The sequence below is a fragment of the Pseudomonas sp. Eqa60 genome, from assembly GCF_018326405.1.
Classification (GTDB): domain Bacteria; phylum Pseudomonadota; class Gammaproteobacteria; order Pseudomonadales; family Pseudomonadaceae; genus Aquipseudomonas; species Aquipseudomonas protegens.
This window is the reverse complement of sequence record NZ_AP024342.1, coordinates 6,288,615-6,305,185: the sequence shown is the minus strand read 5'-3', so window position 1 is coordinate 6,305,185 and position 16,571 is coordinate 6,288,615. Positions and strand designations below refer to the sequence as shown.

Sequence of the window (16,571 nt, the reverse complement as noted above, 5' to 3'; positions counted from 1 at the left end):
AGCCGAGGGCGTTTCAGTCGGCGGCGGGCTTGGGCTGGTCTGCCAGCTGATCGGCCAGGCGCACGAAGGCGGCCAGGTCCAGTTGCTCGGGACGCAGGCTGCCGTCGACGCCGGCCGCCTCGATCTCGGCGCTGCTGAGCAGTGCCTTGAGGGTGTTGCGCAGGGTCTTGCGGCGCTGGTTGAAGGCTTCGCGGACGATGCGCTCGAGCAGGCGATGATCCTTGGCCGGGTGGGGCAGTACGGCGTGGGGCACCAGGCGCACGATCGCCGAGTCGACTTTTGGCGGCGGATTGAAGGCGCCCGGGCCGACGTTGAACAGGTGCTCCACACGGCAGTGATACTGGACCATGATCGAAAGACGGCCCCAGTCACCACCGCCAGGGCCGGCAGCCAGGCGTTCGACCACTTCCTTTTGCAGCATGAAGTGCATGTCGCGGATCAGGCCGGCGTTCTGCAGCAGGTGGAAGATCAGCGGAGTAGAGATGTTGTAGGGCAGGTTGCCGACCACCCGCAGGCTGCCTGGCGCTGCGCCCAGGGTGTTGAAGTCGAACTTCAGGGCGTCGCCCTGGTGCAGGTTGAAGTTGCTCTTGCCGGCGAATTGCTGGTTGAGGATCGGGATCAGGTCCTTGTCCAGTTCCACCACGTCCAGCTGGGCGCCGCTGCCCAGCAGGCCCTCGGTCAGGGCGCCCTGGCCCGGGCCGATTTCCAGCATGCGGTCCTCGGGCTTGGCGTGGATGGACCGCAGGATGCGGTCGATGACGCCAGCGTCATGCAGGAAGTTCTGGCCGAAGCGCTTGCGCGCCCGGTGTTGGTATTGCTCGGTCATATACGGTTCTCGGCCATCTGGTAGGCGGTTTCCAGGGCGACCTGCAGGCTGCCGGTGTCGATCTTGCCGCTGCCGGCCAGGTCCAGGGCGGTGCCGTGGTCGACGGAGGTGCGGATGATCGGCAAGCCGAGCGTCACGTTGACGGCCGCGCCGAAGCCTTTGTATTTCAGCACAGGCAAGCCTTGGTCGTGGTACATCGCCAGCACTGCGTCGCAGTGCTCCAGATATTTGGGGGTAAACAGAGTGTCGGCAGGCAACGGACCGCGCAGGTCCATGCCTTCGGTACGCAGGCGCTCTAGGGTAGGTTCGATGATGTCGATTTCTTCGCGGCCCAGGTGACCGCCTTCACCGGCGTGGGGGTTGAGCCCGCAGACCAGGATGCGTGGCCGGGCGATGCCGAACTTGTGCTGCAGGTCGGCATGCAGGATCCGCGTGACCCGCTCCAGGCGCTCGACAGTGATGGCGTCGGCGATTTCCCGCAAGGGCAGGTGGGTGGTTACCAGCGCCACGCGCAGGCCGTGGGTGGCCAGCATCATCACCACTTGCTCGGTGTGGGTCAGGTCGGCGAGGAATTCGGTATGGCCGGAAAAGGCGATCCCGGAGTCGTTGATCACGCCTTTGTGCACGGGGGCGGTGATCATGCCGGCAAAGTGCCCGTCCAGGCAGCCCTGGCCGGCGCGGGTCAGGGTTTGCAGGACAAAAGCCGCATTGGCCTGGTCCAGCTGGCCGCTGATCACAGGTTTGGCCAGGGGCGTGTCCCAGACATACAGGCTGTTCGCCGGGGCGGGTTCAGTCGGCAGTTGCTCCAGGGTTACCGGCAGCAGATCGACGGCCACGCCCAGCTGCGCGGCCCGCTCTAGGAGCAGGTCGCGGCTGGTAATGGCAATCAGGGGGTGAGGCTGGGGTTGCGAAGCGAGCAGCAGGCACAGGTCAGGACCTATACCCGCCGGTTCGCCGGGTGTCAGAGCGAAACGTCTGGGTTTCACTGTGCGGCCTGTTCAGCGCCGGGCAGCTTGATTTCGACGTAGGCCTCGTCACGGATCTGCCGCAACCAGGTCTGCAGCTCTTCGTCGTACTTGCGGTTACGCAGGACGGTCATGGCTTGCTGTTCGCGGGCCTGGCTGGTGCTGTCGGTGGCGCGACGGCCAAGGACTTCCAGTACGTGCCAGCCGTAAGGGCTCTTGAAGGGCTTGGACAGTTGACCTTGTGGGGTCTTGGCCATCACTTCGCGGAATTCCGGCACCAGGGCGTTCGGGTCGATCCAGTTGAGGTCGCCGCCGTTGAGGGCGGAGCCTGGGTCTTCCGAGTAGCTTTTCGCCAGTTCGGCGAAGTCTTCGCCGGCCTCGATGCGATCGTAGAGTTTCTGCGCCAGGCGCTTGGTCTCTTCTTCGCTGCGAATTTCGCTTGGCTTGATCAGGATGTGACGCACGTGCACTTCGTCACGCACCTGATTGCCACCGCCACGCTTGTCCAGCAGCTTGAGGATGATGAAGCCGCCAGGGGTACGGGCCGGTTGGGTAATGTCGCCCACGGCCATGGCGCTCAGTTCGCGATCGAATGGAGGGGGCAGTTGAGCCGCTTTGCGCCAGCCCATGTCGCCGCCTTCCAGAGCGTTGTCGCTGCCGGAGCGGGCGATTGCCAGCTGGGCGAAGTCCGCACCCTGCTTGAGCTGCTGGTACACCTCCATGGCCTGGCGGGCAGCACTCTGAATGGCTTCGGAGTTGGCGCTTTCCGGGGTCGGGATCAGGATGTTGGCCAGGTGCAGCTCTTCGGAGAGCTGCATCTTGCCCAGGTCCGAGGCCAGGAAGTTCTTCACTTCCTGTTCCGATACCTGGATGCGTTCGGCCACACGGCGCTGGCGCACGCGGCTGATGATCATCTCGCGGCGAACCTGGTCACGGGCGTCCTCATAAGAGAGACCATCGTGGGCCAGGGCGGCACGGAATTGCTCGATGCTCATGCTGTTGCGCTGGGCAATGGTGCCGATCGCCTGGTTCAGTTCTTCATCGGTGATGCGGATGCCGGAGCGTTCGCCAATCTGCAGTTGCAGGTTTTCAACGATCAGGCGTTCCAGAACCTGTTGCTCCAGGACGCTGGTAGGCGGTACACCACCGCCACGCTTGGCGATGGTTTGCTGGACTTCGTGAACCCGTTGGTCCAACTGGCTCTGCATGACTACGTCGTTGTCGACGATGGCCACGACCTTGTCGATGGACTGTACTGCGGCGCTGGCCGCAGTACTCAGGAACAGCGCGCCCAGCATCAGCGGGCGCAGACAATCAGAAAGCTTGGTCTTCACGTTCACGATAACCTTGGATGCCTTTGTCGAGGAAGCTCTCTACTTTGGTGCCCATGACGCCACCGAGACCCTTCAGAACAATTTGGAGGAAGATGCCGCGGTCGCCTTTTTCGTTCTCCGGAGCGTTCTGACTGAACTCGTCATACTTGACCCAGTAACGGCTGATCAGGCGCAGTTTCCAGCAGCAGTTGTCGTATTCGAAACCACCGAAGGCCTCGAGCGTGCGGTTACGGTTGTAGTCGTACTGCCAACGGCTGATGGCGTTCCATTGCGGCACGATCGGCCAGATCACCGAGAAGTCATGCTGCTGGATCTTGTAGTAGTCCTTCACGTAGCCAGGCTGGCCTGGAGTGCCGTAGTCGCCACCCATTTTCCAGGTACCGCTGTTCTGGTCGTAGCGAATCTGGTCGTTGCGATAGCGATAGCCGGCGTTGACCACCTTGTTCGGGTTGTCTTCAGGCTGATAGTGGAACATCGCACTGCCGGAACGCGGGCTGTGGCTGTCCGGGTCCCAGTTGTAGTCGGCAGTTGCACGCCAGTCGCGGTTGTAGCGGTATTCGTACTCAAGTGCGTAAGGCGAGACGTTCGAGGTGGCGTCCGCGCGGGTACGGTAATCGATGCCCGGGAGCTGGACGGTACGGTCCTTGAAGTACAGAGCCTGGCCGACGCTGATGCGCTGGCGTTGGAAACCGTTGTCTTCGATCCAGCGGCTGGTCACACCCAAGGACAGCTTGTTCTCGTCGCCGACACGGTCAGAGCCGGAAAAGCGGTTGTCGCGGAACAAGGAGGCGTAGTTGAACGTGGGCTCGCCAGTATCGAATACCGGGATGTCTTTCTGATCCTCTTCAGGAACGTAGAGGTAGAACGCGCGTGGTTCCAGGGTTTGACGATAGTTCTTGCCAAACCATTGGGTGTTGCGGTCGAAGTACAGGCCACCGTCGAGGCTGGCGATCGGGACGCCGCGGTTTTGGTTTCGGCTGTAGTCGCCGCCGACATAGCGGGTGCCTGTAGCGGTCGCGTAGTTGCGTGCCGCGACGATGCCTTCTTTGCCAGTACCATCAAGATCAAGGTTGTATTGGGTGTACATGTACTTCAAGGACGGCGTCAGGTAGCCGTAGCTCCAGTTCAGCGGCAGGCTGACGCCCGGCTTGAGGTTCAGACGATCGCCATTCGCGCGGGCTAGCCCAGCGACGTTGGTATCCAGGCGTCGCGTGCCCACTGCACCGGTAACCGGATCGATCGGCCCACCGTCCTTGTCCGTATAATTGCCTGTCAGCAGATCCCGATCGAAGCGCACCAACTCGGTTTCATAAGTGAAATCCAGGCCTTGCGGATGGTACGGCAGCGCGCCGTTGAAGGTGATTTGCGGCAGCTTGTTGTACGGAGTGATGTTGGACACGCTGGCCAGCTCGTACGCCTGTACGTTCAGGCGTGCGGTGTAGCTGTCGCCACGGTAGGTCACGGCACCTTGCTGGTTGACGTAATCGGTGGACTTCACGCCGATCTGGTCGGTCTGCAGATCCTGGAAGTAGTACGGATCGCTGATCTTGGTGTAGTCGACTTCGGTCATCAGACGCGAATCAAGCCCGCCCTTGTGCTGCCAGTTGAGCATATAGCGGGTTTTTTCGTAGTCGGTCTGCTTCTTGCGATCGGTGTCGTCGTCGTTGAGGTAGGCCGCGCCGAACTGACCTTCGCTGCTTTTGGTCAGGTAGCGGAACTCGCCTTCCATCAACAGGCCGCGCTTGGCCATGTAGCGTGGGTACAACGTGGCGTCGTAGTTGGGTGCCAGGTTGAAGTAGTACGGGGTCACCAGCATGAAGCCGGTATCGCTGCCGGTACTGAAGCTAGGCGGCAGGAAGCCGGACTGGCGACGATCGTCGATCGGGAAGTAGATATACGGGGTGTAGAGCACCGGAATATCTTTGACCCGAAGGGTCACGTTGGTCGCGGTACCGAAGCCGGTGGCCGGGTTCAAGGTGATGTTGTTGCCCTTGAGCTGCCAGGCGTTGCTGTTCGGCTCGCACGTGGTGTACGTACCATCCTTGAGGCGGATGATGGCGTTTTCCGCACGCTTGGCGTACAGCGCATTACCGCGGACGCGGGATTTGTGCAGTACGTACTCGGCGTTGTCGACCTTGGCTTCACCGGTATCCAGCTGGATGTCGGCGTGGTCGCCCACCAGCAGCGCGCCATTGTCGCGTACGCGCACGTTGCCGCTTAGTTCGCCGCGGTTCTCGGCCTGATACAGGCTGGCCTCGTCGGCCTCGACCTGCATGCTGCCCTGGCGCATGACCACGTCACCGGCCAGGGTCGCCACCTGTTCTTCCTGCTGATAGCGGGAAGCCTTGGCGCCGATAAAGGTCGGAGCGTCACTTTTATTCGTCTTGTCATTCATGCCAGGACGAATCGGTTCGATATAGGAACCAGAGCAGTAAGGACCGGTCTCGGCCAATTGAGCGGCGGTGAGCTTCTCACGCGGTACCCAGTCGAGGTGGCTGTAGTCCGCACTGCGGGACTTCAGGCCACGGCCCTTGGCCTCGGTCACCAGCTTCGACTTGTCGCCGCTGGCTTCTTCGCCCGTAGCATCGGCTGCCGTGGCAACGCTGGAGCTGACCGAGTTGGCGTCGTGGACCGGGCGCGGCGGCAGTTGGGCGGCGCTGGTTTTCGGCGCACAGGCCCAGCCACCCGAAGCAGAGACTGAGCAGTCATACTGTTCCGCGGCGACCACGAAGGAAGTGGCTAGAGGTTGCAGGGCCAGCAAACTGCCGGTAACCAGCAACGGAAATTTTTTACGAAACGCGGGGGATTTCAATGCCATCTTATTAGTCCGGGCTTCCTGCGTGCCATCTGCCCGCGGTGTGGGCCGCACGCCTCTCGATGGTCTGAAAAAGATGCTGGATAATAAAGCATGACCCGCTTGACGGCTAGCGCCGTCGGAGACCCTTGTAATGCATGACCAAGATGTACGCTTGCAACACCTGAAAGTTTGGCTCGATGAGCAGTTGGCGATTGTTTATGCAACACAGGGCTGGGGTGAAGTGCCCCCGGCAACATTGACCGCAGCCAGCAGCGACGCGAGTTTCCGTCGTTATTTCCGTTGGCAGGGCGCGGGTCGCAGCTTCGTGGTGATGGACGCTCCGCCCCCCCAGGAAAACTGCAAACCCTTCGTGGATATCGCCCGTTTACTGGCGACTTGCGGCATCAACGTGCCGAAAATTTATGCAGAAGATTTGCCTCGCGGCTTCCTGTTGCTCAATGACCTGGGCAATCAGACCTACCTGGACGTGATCAACGAACATAATGCCGACGCACTGTTCGAGGATGCATTCCAGGCTTTGCTGGCCTTCCAGCAGTTGCCGATGGACACGCCCCTGCCCAGTTACGACGTGGCCCTGCTGCGCCGCGAACTGGAGCTGTTCCCCGAGTGGTACATCGGCCGTGAGCTGGGCATCAGCCTGAGTCCGCAGCAGCGCGAGCAATGGCAGCGTGCCAGCGACCTGCTGATCGACAGCGCCCTGGCGCAACCTAAGGTGCTGGTGCACCGCGACTATATGCCACGCAACCTGATGCACAGCGAACCGAACCCCGGCGTGCTGGACTTCCAGGATGCGGTCTACGGCCCGGTGACCTATGACGTGACCTGTCTGTTCAAGGATGCCTTCCTCAGCTGGCCGGAGTCCCGGGTACAAGGCTGGCTGAGCCAGTACTGGCACCAGGCGCGGGCGCGGGGTATCCCGGTGCAGGACGACTTTGACGAGTTTCTGCGGGCCAGCGACCTGATGGGCGTGCAGCGTCACCTCAAGGTGATCGGTATCTTCTCGCGGATTTGCCACCGCGATGGCAAACCACGCTACCTGGCCGACGTGCCGCGCTTCTTTGCTTATATAGAGGCGGTGACGTCCCGACGCCCCGAGCTTGCAGAGCTGTCGCAACTGCTGCTCAGCCTGCGCCAGCCGGCGGGAGCCCATGCATGAAGGCGATGATCCTGGCAGCCGGCAAGGGCGAGCGCATGCGCCCCCTGACCCTGACCACTCCCAAACCCTTGCTGCCTGTAGCGGGCATGCCGCTGATCGAGTACCACCTGCGGGCCCTGGCGGCGGCAGGTTTTCGCGACATCGTCATCAACCATGCCTGGCTCGGCCAGCAGATCGAGGATGCCCTCGGCGATGGCCAGCGCTGGGGCCTGAACATTCAGTATTCGGCCGAAGGCCAGCCGCTGGAAACCGGCGGCGGGATTTTCCAGGCATTGCCCTTGTTGGGGGACGCGCCGTTCCTGGTGGTCAATGGCGATATCTGGACCGACTACGATTTTGCCGCCCTGCGCCGGCCCCTGGCCGGGCTGGCTCATCTGGTGATGGTGGACAACCCGCCGCACCACCCCAGTGGTGGCGACTTCTGCCTGGTAAACGGCCAGTTGCACGACCGCCAGCCAGGCGTAGCGGCGCTCACGTTCAGCGGCATATCGGTGCTGCATCCGCGGTTATTCCAGGGTTGTGTTGCCGGTCCGTTCAAGCTGGCGCCGCTATTGCGCGAAGCCATGGCCCAAGGCCAGGTCAGTGGCGAACATATGCAGGGGCACTGGGTCGATGTCGGCACCGTCGAGCGTCTGGCCCAGGTTGAACACTTGCTGCAAGCGAGTCGCTGATATGTGGTGGCCAGGGACTCTGATCGGAGCCGGAGCTGGATTTGCAATCGCCAGTATTCCGGGGGCCATGCTCGGTGCGTTGCTGGGGCAGGCGCTGGACCGGCGCCTGCAACTGCACAGCTGGGCGCAGGTGCGTGAACGCCTGGGCGGTCGCCCGGCGTTGCGCAATGATGAATTGCTGTTCGTGCTGCTGGGGCGGCTGGCCAAGAGTGATGGCCGGGTGATGGACGGGCATATCCAGCAGGCGCGCCAGGAAATGCGCTCGCTGGAGATGAACGATGCGGCCCAGCGCCGGGCGATTGCCGCATTCAACCGCGGCAAGTCGGGCAATGACCGTCTGCGCGGCTATCTGCGTCGCCTCGCGGCTCAGCCCCATGCCGCCGAAGGCGTGCTGCGGGCCTGTTGGCGCATGGTCTGGGCCGACGGCCGGGTCGGGCCGGCGGAGCGCGAACTGATCCAGCTCTGGGGCAAATGGCTGGGCTGGACCCGTGAGCAGGTGCAGGCGTTGGCGCAGGACTACGGTCCGGCGAGGAAGTCACTGGCCGAAGGCGCCCTGACTTATCAAGAGGCGCTGCGCCTGTTGGGGGTTGCAGCTACCAGCGAGCCGGCGCAGATCAAGCGGGCCTATCGGCGCCTGCTCAGCCGCCATCACCCGGACAAGATCGCCGGCAACGGCGCCAGCGAGGCACAGGTGCGTGAGGCTACGGAAAAGACCCGGGAGCTGCACAGCGCCTATGCCCTGATACGCCAGCGCCGGGAATTCCGCTGAGGGTGCAGGCCGCGATTGCCGCTGCGGCAGTCGCGGCCTGTGGGCTCAGCTATCGGTGTTCTGAGGGTTCAACCAACCGCGTACCCGGCGAAACAGCTGCTCTTGCTGGGCGGTGTTGTTGCCGGGCAGGGCCTTGAGGGGAATCTGGCTGAAGTTCGAGTGCTTCAGGCGCTTGCTCGCTTGCAGTCGCTCCAGGGCGGCTTTTTGCGCCAGAGGCTTGTCGACATAGAAGAAGTCGGCAGTGGCCAGCTTCAACGTAGGCGTGATCTCCACCAGTTGCGGTTTGCCATTGGCCGGGGACTGGGCTGCTACCATCACCAGCTTCTGTACTTGGGCCGGCTGTTTCTCGCTGAGGTAGCGTGCGGCCCAGTAGGCACCCGTACCATGACCCAGGAGCACGATACTGCGGGCGTTCTGCTGTTCGGCAAAGGCCAGGGCAGCATCGACGCGGGTGAAGATGCGCTCGGCATCGGCCTTGATCTGCTCTTCCGTGCTTTCTGCTACTACCCGGTCGGCCACGTCGGCTTCGCCGCCAGCGACCTGCTCGATCGGCTTGGCCTCGGTGCTGGCATCCTTGGCGGTGTTGGCCTTGTCCGTAGGGGCCGGTGCGGCTTCGACCACCCGTGGTTGCGCGGCCTCGCTGAGCATGTCGGGCAGGGTCAGGCTCAGGCTGGCCCACTCGGTGTCCGGCAATTTGTTGCGCAAAGGTGCAATGGCTTGCGGCCAGTCAGCGGTTTCACCCGCTCCCGGGAGGATAATCACCACGCCCTTGGGGTCGCTGGTGTTGGCCGGCTTCCACAGGGCCAGGAAGGTATCGCCGCCGGCTTGCAACTGCTGCTGTTCCAGGGCGGGCAACTGGCGCTCCAGGGCGGCGGCGTCTTCCTGGCTACGCTCAGGCAGGGGTTGGCGTTGCGCCGGTTGTTCCTCGGGAGTCTTGGTTTCTGGAGCCGGGTCGGCAGCTTGCACAGAAAAGGTCCAGGGCAGGATCAGCGACAGGCACAATGCGGGCAGTGCCGAGCGGTGGACAAGGGGCATCGGATATTCCAGGCCAGAAGTAATTCCGGCAGCCTAATGGGTTGGTCAGTATTTGTCAGGGTGTGAGACTTCAGATGATGCGTTTTCGCTGCCTTCTGCTTATCGGCTGTCTGTGCCTTCCCTTGATAGGTCATGCGGCCCCGGCGCCCCAGGTGCCGACTGCGCCCTTGAGCCTGGAACAGCGCCAGTGGCTGGCGCAGCACCCCGAGTTGCGGGTGGGGCTGGTGTTGCAGGCGCCGTTCGCCCAGTACGACCGGCGCCTGCAGCGGCTGTCCGGGGCTAATGTCGAGTTGATGCAAGCCCTGGCCAAGGCGCTGAACATCGAGCTCAGCTGGCGCAACTTCCCTGACCAGGCACAGCTGGAGCGGGCCCTGCGCGACGGCGAGGTGGACATGGCCCCGGGCCTGACCCAGACCCCGGCCGGTCTGCGCCTGTGGTTGTTCAGCGACCCCTATATGCGCGTGCCGCAGCTGGTGGTCGGGGAGCGCAAGGGCGCAGGTGCGGTGGAGCTGGAAAAACTCGACAGCCAGGCCCGGGTCGCCGTGCGCATGCCCAGTGCGGTGGCCGATTACCTGCGCCTGACTTACCCCAACCTCAACCTGCAAGGAGTGCCCCTGGAGCGCCAGGCCCTGCAGTTGCTGCTGAGCCAGCAGGCCCGCTACGCGGTGGTGGACGAGGCTCAGCTCAGTCGCCTTTCGGGGGAGGCGGAGTTCGCCGGGCTGGCCGTGGTGGGGGATATCGGCCTGCCGCAATTGCTGCGGGTAGCCACTCGCCGCGATTGGCCGGAACTGGCGAGCATTGTCGAAGCGGCCTTGCATGCGATCCCGGCCAAGGAGCTGGAGCAGCTCCATGGCCGCTGGCTGCAGCCCAAGTACCCGCGGCTTGGCGAGTCCCCCGGAGTCTGGCAGAACCTCAGCCTGCTGTTGGTGATCCTGCTGCTGGCGAGTCTGGCGATCGTCTTCTGGCAGCGCCGCCAGCAGCGCAGCCTGGAGCAGCGCCTGCTGGCGGCGCGGGAGGACATCGCCTTGCGTGCCGCCAGCGAGGAAGCCCTGCGCCTGACCCAGTTCTCCATCGATCAGAGCACCGTGGGCATTCTCTGGGTCAATTGGGACAGCCATGTGCGCTACGCCAACCGGGCAGCCGAAGAGATGCTCGGTTACCCGGCGGGCGGGGTGATCGACCGGCCGCTGATCGATTTCGAGCCCAACCTGCATATGGATCGCTGGCTCAACCTGTGGAAGCGGGCCCGGGCCAGCGAGGAGGGCGTGCAAAGTTTCGAGACCCAGTGTGTGCGTGCCGATGGCAGCATCCTGCCGGCTGACGTGTCCCTGAGCTTCCTGCGCTTTCGCGACAGCGAATACCTGGTGGTCTATCTCAATGACGTGACCGAGCGCCGTCGCGCGCTGGCGGCCCTGCGCGAAAGCGAGGCGCGTCTGCAGGGGATTGCAGCCAACGTGCCGGGCCTGGTGTTCCGCCTGGAGCGGGCGCCGGTCACCGGGCAGATCGACTTCGCCTATATCAGCGAAGGCAGCGAGACCCTGGTGGGCTACTCGCCAGCAGTGCTGGCCCACCGGGACAAGGGCCTGCGCAGCCTGGTGCACCCGGACGACAAGGCCAGCTATCACCAGACCCAGGACCAGGCCCTGGACACCGACAGCGACTGGTCCTGGCAGGGCCGCATCCTCACTCGCCAGGGCCAGCAGCGCTGGGCCGAGATCAAGGCCATCACCCGGCGCCTGGATGACGGCGCGTTTGTCTGGGACGGCATTGTCTGGGACATCAGCGAAAGCAAGCGCATCGAGCTGGAACTGGCCAGCTCCCGTGAACAGTTGCGGGAGCTGTCGGCGCACCTGGAAAGCGTGCGCGAAGAGGAAAAGGCCCGCATTGCCCGGGAAGTCCATGACGAACTGGGGCAGATGCTGACTGTGCTCAAGCTGGAAACGTCCATGTGTGAGCTGGCCTATGCCCAGCTCGACCCGGGCCTGCATGAACGCCTCAACAGCATGAAGCGCCTGATCGCCCAGCTGTTCCAGCTGGTGCGGGATGTGGCTACCGCACTGCGGCCGCCGATCCTCGATGCGGGCATCGCCTCGGCCATCGAATGGCAGGCCCGCCGGTTCGAGGCCCGCACCCAGATCCCTTGCCTGGTGCAGGTGCCGGACAACCTGCCGCGCTTGAGCGACGCCAAGGCCGTCGGCCTGTTCCGTATCCTCCAGGAGGCCCTGACCAATGTCATGCGCCATGCCCAGGCGCATACTGTGGAACTCACCCTGACCCTGGAAGCACACGAGCTGTGCATGAGCATCAGCGATGACGGCCTGGGCTTCGACACCGCTTCGGCGCGCCCGACGTCCTTTGGCTTGGTAGGCATGCGCGAGCGGGTGCTGATCATGGGCGGGAGCCTGTCGCTGCACAGTGAGCGGGGCGAAGGCACCACCCTGAGTGTCCGGGTGCCCCTGGACCAAGAACAATAATGAGGAGACACGCGTGATCCGTGTACTGGTAGCCGAAGACCACACCATCGTTCGCGAAGGCATCAAGCAACTGATTGGCCTGGCCAAGGACCTGGTCGTGGTGGGCGAGGCGAGCAACGGCGAGCAGTTGCTGGAGACCCTGCGTCAGGTGCCCTGCGAAGTGGTGCTGCTGGATATCTCCATGCCCGGGGTGAACGGCCTGGAGGCCATTCCGCGGATCCGTGCCCTGAGCAATCCGCCGGCGATCCTGGTGCTGTCGATGCACGACGAGGCGCAGATGGCCGCCCGGGCGCTGAAGATCGGCGCTGCCGGCTACGCCACCAAGGACAGTGATCCGTCGCTGCTGCTGACGGCCATTCGCAAGGTGGCATCCGGCGGCCGCTATATCGACCCGGACCTGGCTGACCGTATGGTCTTCGAGGTCGGCCTGACCGATACCCGGCCCTTGCATTCGCTGCTTTCCGAGCGTGAATTCTCGGTTTTCGAGCGCCTGGCCCAGGGCGCCAATGTCAACGACATTGCCCAGCAACTGGCCCTGAGCAGCAAGACCATCAGTACCCACAAGGCGCGGCTGATGCAGAAGCTCAACATCACCTCCCTGGCCGAACTGGTGAAATACGCCATGGAACACAAGCTGCTCTGACACCCTCTGCGGTGCTCTCCCTCCCCTTGGGGGAGGGCACTTATCCATTTGCGACATTCCGCGCTTTCAGGCTTTCGCCGTTTCTTGCCGCTTGCAGCCTGCCGTTTGCCTCCGCCCTTATCCAATCGCGCCATTCTTGTAGGGCAATCCCTACACGCAACCTTCCAGAGGGCTGAGGCGAATCTCTCCTGGCCCCCGATTTGCGCGCTCTGCAGGCTCCTCTAGGCTTGTTCCACAGCCGTCTAAAACAAAAGGTGCGGGTATGAGCGAGGTCGTTTCAAGTGCTGGGGCCAACGATGTTCTGGTCAGCTTTCGTGGTGTCCAGAAGAGCTACGACGGCGAGAACCTGATCGTCAAAGACCTCAACCTGGAAATTCGCAAAGGCGAGTTCCTCACCCTGCTGGGGCCGTCCGGTTCCGGCAAGACCACCAGCCTGATGATGCTGGCCGGTTTCGAAACCCCGACCGCCGGCGAGATCCAGCTGGCCGGGCGCTCGATCAACAATGTGCCGCCGCACAAGCGCGACATCGGCATGGTGTTCCAGAACTACGCGCTGTTCCCCCACATGACCGTGGCCGAGAACCTGGCCTTTCCGCTGTCGGTGCGCGGCCTCGGCAAGACCGACATCAGCGAGCGGGTCAAGCGCGTGCTGAGCATGGTCCAGCTCGACGCTTTCGCCCAGCGCTACCCGGCCCAGCTGTCCGGTGGCCAGCAGCAGCGGGTGGCCCTGGCCCGGGCCCTGGTGTTCGAGCCACAGCTGGTGCTGATGGACGAACCCCTTGGTGCCCTCGACAAGCAACTGCGCGAACACATGCAGATGGAGATCAAGCACCTGCACCAGCGCCTGGGCGTGACCGTGGTCTATGTGACCCACGACCAGGGCGAAGCCCTGACCATGTCCGACCGGGTGGCGGTGTTCCACCAGGGCGAGATCCAACAGATCGCGCCGCCGCGCACTCTCTACGAAGAGCCGAAGAACACCTTCGTCGCCAACTTCATCGGCGAGAACAACCGCCTCAACGGCCGCCTGCACAGCCACAACGGCGAGCGTTGCGTGGTGGAGCTGGGGCGTGGCGAGAAGGTCGAGGCGCTGGCGGTGAATGTCGGCCAGGTCGGCGGCCCGGTGACCTTGTCCATCCGCCCGGAGCGGGTGAGCCTCAACGGTTCCAGCGAAAGCTGCGTCAACCGCTTCTCCGGCCGGGTGGCGGAATTCATCTATCTGGGCGACCACGTCCGGGTGCGCCTGGAAGTCTGCGGCAAGAGCGACTTCTTCGTGAAACAGCCGATTGCCGAGCTCGATCCTGCGCTGGCAGTAGGTGACGTGGTGCCGCTTGGCTGGCAAGTCGAGCACGTTCGCGCGCTCGACCCGCTTCTAGAGGCGAATTGATCGCCCCCCTGCAACACCAACCTGCACGTGGAGAACACAATAAATGTTGAGATCCCTGAAATTCACCGCCCTGGCACTGGGCATGATGGGTGCGGCGCACGCCATGGCGGCGGGCCCGGACCTGACCGTGGTGTCCTTTGGCGGGGCGAACAAGGCGGCCCAGGTCAAGGCCTTCTATGCCCCTTGGGAAGCGGCGGGCAAGGGCAAGATCATCGCCGGCGAATACAACGGCGAGATGGCCAAGATCAAGGCCATGGTCGACACCAAGAGCGTGTCCTGGGACCTGGTAGAAGTGGAGTCCCCGGAACTGTCCCGCGGTTGCGACGAGGACATGTTCGAGCAACTGGACCCGGCGCTGTTCGGTAACAGCGAAGACTACGTCAAGGGCGCGATCCAGCCGTGCGGCGTGGGCTTTTTCGTCTGGTCCACGGTACTGGCCTACAACGCCGACAAGCTGAAAACCGCTCCGAGCAGTTGGGCTGATTTCTGGGACGTCAAGCAGTTCCCGGGCAAGCGCGGCCTGCGCAAGGGCGCCAAGTACACCCTGGAGTTCGCCCTGATGGCCGACGGCGTCGCGCCCAAGGACGTGTACAAGGTCCTGGCCGGCAAGGATGGCCAGGACCGCGCCTTCAAGAAACTCGATGAGCTCAAGCCCTACATTCAGTGGTGGGAAGCCGGCGCCCAGCCGCCGCAGTACCTGGCTTCCGGCGACGTGGTCATGAGCTCGGCCTACAACGGCCGGATCGCCGCGGTGCAGAAGGAAAGCAACCTGAAAGTGGTGTGGAACGGCGGCATCTACGACTTCGACGCCTGGGCCATTCCAAAAGGCCTGGACAAGGCTCGCGCCGAAGCGGCGAAGAAGTTCATCGCCTACTCGGTGCAACCGCAGCAGCAGAAGACCTATTCGGAGAATATCGCCTACGGCCCGGCCAACACCCAGGCCGTGCCGCTGCTGGCCAAGGACATCCTCAAGGACATGCCGACCACTCCGGAAAACATCGCCAACCAGGTGCAGATCGACGTCAGCTTCTGGGCTGACAACGGTGAGCAACTGGAACAGCGCTTCAACGCCTGGGCAGCCAAGTAACCACCCCCTGCCGTTGTAGGAGCGAGCTTGCTCGCGAAGGCGTCATCAGCATCAACCTTGATGGTGAAGCACAGCCTTCGATGCGCGGCCAAGCCCGCTCCTGCCGCCTGGTGGTTTGTATTCGAAAGATCGATTCGCGGAGTTTGTCATGACCATCACCGTTCCCCTGAACGCGGTCACCGGCCCGACCCTCAAGCAGCGGCTGGCCCGTGCCGAGCGGGTCAACCGCTGGAAGGCCCAGGCGCTGATCGCGCCCCTGGTGCTGTTTCTGCTGCTGGTGTTCCTGGTACCGATCGTGGCGCTGCTGTACAAGAGCGTCGGCAACCCGGAAGTGGTCGGCGGCATGCCGCGTACTGTGGCGGCCGTGAGTGCCTGGGACGGTCGTGGCCTGCCTGCCGAAGGGGCCTACAAGGCGTTGAGCGAAGACCTGGCGGATGCCCGCAAGAATCAGACCCTGGGCGACCTGTCCAAGCGCCTGAACATGGAGTTGGCCGGCTACCGCAGCCTGCTGACCAAGACCGCTCGCGCCCTGCCGTTCAAGGCCGAGCCCGAATCCTATAAAGAAGCCATGGAAAGCCTGGATGAGCGCTGGGGCGACCCGGCCTACTGGCAGGCGATCCGCCGCAACACCAGCAGCCTGACCCCTTACTACCTGCTGGCGGCGGTGGACCATCGCATCGACGACCTGGGCGAACTGGCCCCGGCCACCCCGGACCAGTCCATCTACCTGGACATCTTCGCCCGCACCTTCTGGATGGGCCTGGTGATCACCGCCATCTGCCTGGCCCTGGCCTATCCCCTGGCGTACCTGCTGGCCAACCTGCCGGCGCGCAAGAGCAACCTCCTGATGATCCTGGTGCTGCTGCCGTTCTGGACCTCGATCCTGGTGCGAGTGGCGGCGTGGATCGTGCTGCTGCAATCGGGTGGCCTGATCAACAGCGCGCTGCTGGCCATGGGGGTGATCGACAAGCCCCTGGAACTGGTGTTCAACCGCACCGGGGTCTACATCTCCATGGTGCACATCCTGTTGCCGTTCATGATCCTGCCGATCTACAGCGTGATGAAAGGCATCTCGCCCACCTACATGCGTGCGGCGATCTCCCTGGGCTGCCATCCGTTCGCCAGCTTCTGGCGGGTGTATTTTCCGCAGACCTACGCCGGGGTCGGCGCTGGTTGCCTGCTGGTGTTCATCCTGGCGATTGGTTACTACATCACCCCGGCATTGCTGGGCAGCCCGAACGACCAGATGGTCAGCTACTTCGTCGCCTTCTATACCAACACCAGCATCAACTGGGGCATGGCCACGGCCCTGGGCGGCCTGCTGTTGCTGGCGACCATCGTGCTCTATCTGATTTACAGCTGGCTGGTGGGCGCAAGCCGCCTGCGCCTGAGCTAAGGAGAGAATC

General features: G+C 63.4%; 13 protein-coding genes. 8 read left to right on the top strand and 5 right to left on the bottom strand.

What is annotated here, in order from left to right; all coding sequences use genetic code 11:
* Positions 1 to 13: 13 nt before the first annotated feature.
* From rsmA to KI242_RS28610, 4 genes are read right to left on the bottom strand one after another with little or no spacing between them, the layout of a single operon-like run.
* Positions 14 to 826, bottom strand: coding sequence for a 16S rRNA (adenine(1518)-N(6)/adenine(1519)-N(6))-dimethyltransferase RsmA (gene rsmA / locus KI242_RS28625; protein ID WP_047289583.1), 813 nt, complete (start codon positions 824 to 826; stop codon positions 14 to 16).
* Entirely contained in the window at positions 823 to 1,812 is a 990-nt protein-coding gene (gene pdxA, locus KI242_RS28620; RefSeq protein ID WP_015637252.1) for a 4-hydroxythreonine-4-phosphate dehydrogenase PdxA, read from the bottom strand. The genes rsmA and pdxA overlap by 4 nt, the downstream gene beginning before the upstream one ends.
* Entirely contained in the window at positions 1,809 to 3,125 is a 1,317-nt protein-coding gene (surA, locus tag KI242_RS28615) for a peptidylprolyl isomerase SurA (protein WP_036997049.1), read from the bottom strand. The genes pdxA and surA overlap by 4 nt, the downstream gene beginning before the upstream one ends.
* Positions 3,106 to 5,943 (bottom strand): LPS-assembly protein LptD, encoded by a 2,838-nt coding sequence (locus KI242_RS28610; RefSeq protein WP_015637250.1) that lies wholly within the window; start codon positions 5,941 to 5,943, stop codon positions 3,106 to 3,108. The genes surA and KI242_RS28610 overlap by 20 nt, the downstream gene beginning before the upstream one ends.
* Before the next feature lie 130 nt (positions 5,944 to 6,073).
* On the opposite strand from KI242_RS28610, the gene KI242_RS28605 reads away from it, so the two are divergent.
* From KI242_RS28605 to KI242_RS28595, 3 genes are read left to right on the top strand one after another with little or no spacing between them, the layout of a single operon-like run.
* Positions 6,074 to 7,099, top strand: a complete 1,026-nt coding sequence (locus KI242_RS28605) for a phosphotransferase (RefSeq protein WP_212805735.1) — start codon at positions 6,074 to 6,076, stop codon at positions 7,097 to 7,099.
* Positions 7,096 to 7,770, top strand: coding sequence for an N-acetylmuramate alpha-1-phosphate uridylyltransferase MurU (murU, locus tag KI242_RS28600; protein ID WP_015637249.1), 675 nt, complete (start codon positions 7,096 to 7,098; stop codon positions 7,768 to 7,770). The genes KI242_RS28605 and murU overlap by 4 nt, the downstream gene beginning before the upstream one ends.
* Position 7,771: 1 nt before the next feature.
* A complete protein-coding gene (locus KI242_RS28595; protein WP_011063821.1) occupies positions 7,772 to 8,539 on the top strand; it encodes a TerB family tellurite resistance protein in 768 nt (255 codons plus the stop codon).
* A gap of 45 nt (positions 8,540 to 8,584) precedes the next feature.
* Here KI242_RS28595 and KI242_RS28590 read toward each other — a convergent pair whose 3' ends face one another.
* Positions 8,585 to 9,574 carry an alpha/beta hydrolase family protein gene (locus tag KI242_RS28590; RefSeq protein ID WP_015637248.1) on the bottom strand — a complete coding sequence of 330 codons (990 nt, stop codon included), beginning with the start codon at positions 9,572 to 9,574 and terminating at the stop codon, positions 8,585 to 8,587.
* Between the two features lie 74 nt (positions 9,575 to 9,648).
* On the opposite strand from KI242_RS28590, the gene KI242_RS28585 reads away from it, so the two are divergent.
* The 5 genes from KI242_RS28585 to KI242_RS28565 all read left to right on the top strand — a co-directional run bounded on the left by KI242_RS28585 (position 9,649) and on the right by KI242_RS28565 (position 16,561).
* Positions 9,649 to 12,048, top strand: coding sequence for a sensor histidine kinase (locus KI242_RS28585; RefSeq protein ID WP_053154199.1), 2,400 nt, complete (start codon positions 9,649 to 9,651; stop codon positions 12,046 to 12,048).
* A gap of 13 nt (positions 12,049 to 12,061) precedes the next feature.
* Positions 12,062 to 12,691 (top strand): response regulator, encoded by a 630-nt coding sequence (locus tag KI242_RS28580; RefSeq protein ID WP_011063818.1) that lies wholly within the window; start codon positions 12,062 to 12,064, stop codon positions 12,689 to 12,691.
* Between the two features lie 262 nt (positions 12,692 to 12,953).
* Positions 12,954 to 14,078, top strand: coding sequence for an ABC transporter ATP-binding protein (locus tag KI242_RS28575; protein WP_011063817.1), 1,125 nt, complete (start codon positions 12,954 to 12,956; stop codon positions 14,076 to 14,078).
* 43 nt (positions 14,079 to 14,121) lie between these two features.
* Positions 14,122 to 15,165: an ABC transporter substrate-binding protein gene (locus KI242_RS28570; protein ID WP_011063816.1), complete on the top strand. Its 1,044-nt coding sequence runs from the start codon at positions 14,122 to 14,124 to the stop codon at positions 15,163 to 15,165.
* Positions 15,166 to 15,313: 148 nt separating this feature from the next.
* On the top strand, positions 15,314 to 16,561 hold the full coding sequence (locus tag KI242_RS28565) for an ABC transporter permease (protein ID WP_011063815.1): 1,248 nt from the start codon (positions 15,314 to 15,316) through the stop codon (positions 16,559 to 16,561).
* Positions 16,562 to 16,571 lie beyond the last annotated feature (10 nt).

What these genes read in the sequence shown, in the direction of transcription:
- rsmA (WP_047289583.1), bottom strand. Translation starts at nt 826, where the DNA reads ATGACCGAGCAATACCAACACCGGGCGCGCAAGCGCTTCGGCCAGAAC.
- KI242_RS28610 (WP_015637250.1), bottom strand. Translation starts at nt 5,943, where the DNA reads ATGGCATTGAAATCCCCCGCGTTTCGTAAAAAATTTCCGTTGCTGGTT.
- KI242_RS28605 (WP_212805735.1), top strand. Translation starts at nt 6,074, where the DNA reads ATGCATGACCAAGATGTACGCTTGCAACACCTGAAAGTTTGGCTCGAT.
- murU (WP_015637249.1), top strand. Translation starts at nt 7,096, where the DNA reads ATGAAGGCGATGATCCTGGCAGCCGGCAAGGGCGAGCGCATGCGCCCC.
- KI242_RS28595 (WP_011063821.1), top strand. Translation starts at nt 7,772, where the DNA reads ATGTGGTGGCCAGGGACTCTGATCGGAGCCGGAGCTGGATTTGCAATC.
- KI242_RS28590 (WP_015637248.1), bottom strand. Translation starts at nt 9,574, where the DNA reads ATGCCCCTTGTCCACCGCTCGGCACTGCCCGCATTGTGCCTGTCGCTG.
- KI242_RS28585 (WP_053154199.1), top strand. Translation starts at nt 9,649, where the DNA reads ATGATGCGTTTTCGCTGCCTTCTGCTTATCGGCTGTCTGTGCCTTCCC.
- KI242_RS28575 (WP_011063817.1), top strand. Translation starts at nt 12,954, where the DNA reads ATGAGCGAGGTCGTTTCAAGTGCTGGGGCCAACGATGTTCTGGTCAGC.
- KI242_RS28570 (WP_011063816.1), top strand. Translation starts at nt 14,122, where the DNA reads ATGTTGAGATCCCTGAAATTCACCGCCCTGGCACTGGGCATGATGGGT.
- KI242_RS28565 (WP_011063815.1), top strand. Translation starts at nt 15,314, where the DNA reads ATGACCATCACCGTTCCCCTGAACGCGGTCACCGGCCCGACCCTCAAG.